The organism is Vibrio sp. 10N.222.52.B7, assembly GCF_041474275.1.
Lineage (GTDB): Bacteria > Pseudomonadota > Gammaproteobacteria > Enterobacterales > Vibrionaceae > Vibrio > Vibrio crassostreae_C.
The window spans coordinates 1-763 of record NZ_JBFRTU010000162.1; the positions used below are offsets into that span (position 1 = coordinate 1).

Annotated in this window: 2 pseudogenes; both read left to right on the forward strand. The window is 37.6% G+C overall.

Annotation, left to right across the window (positions count from 1 at the left end):
- Positions 1-215 (forward strand): annotated as a pseudogene (locus tag AB4512_RS22010) (sulfoacetaldehyde acetyltransferase); the annotation flags it as partial.
- A gap of 359 nt (positions 216-574) precedes the next feature.
- Positions 575-763: pseudogene (locus AB4512_RS22015) on the forward strand (hypothetical protein); the annotation flags it as partial.

Sequence of the window (763 nt, forward strand, 5' to 3'; positions counted from 1 at the left end):
CTGAAATCGCACGAGCAATGGGCGCTGAAGGTATCACGGTTGATAAGCTAGAAGATGTAGGTCCAACCTTGCAAAAAGCCATCGACATGCAGATGAACGAAGGCAAAACAACCATCATTGAAATCATGTGTACTCAGGAGTTGGGCGACCCGTTCCGCCGAGATGCACTATCAACACCGGTTCGTTTCCTAGATAAATACAAAGATTACGTATAAGTCATAGGAAGTTTGCCCGGCCAGCGCATCATCGAGAAGGTTATCGAGCGCATGGTCGGGTAATATTAACGGGTATTGGCAAGTGCTTAGGTGAAGAACATAAACGCTTAGTTCAATAATCTCTAGTTAAACATTAGAACACTAATTAAATGGCTCATAAGTATATAAGTGGTTTTAGATATATACACTTTGTCACTCGTTATTATTAATCGATCCTTAACTAATGGATCCAAAAATAGTTCTTTGACGAAGATGTATACCTATTATTATTTTGGGAAGTTATAGCTGACGATGTTAATTTTATAATCGTAAATGTTGATGCTTGGATTGTACCGAATTTAAATTAAGTGACCTATTACATGCATGTTGTGAAAAATAAACGTTATATAAGTTCAATAGAAGAACTGTATGAAATAATCGATTCGCTAATTGCTGAATGTAGTGGGTATCGTGGTTTAATTTATAACGTGTGTGATTATGAAAACAGTAATCTGATGCCAAGCTTAGGTCGCTCAAATCGAAAGAATATTCGCCGTGTCGAACAAGAG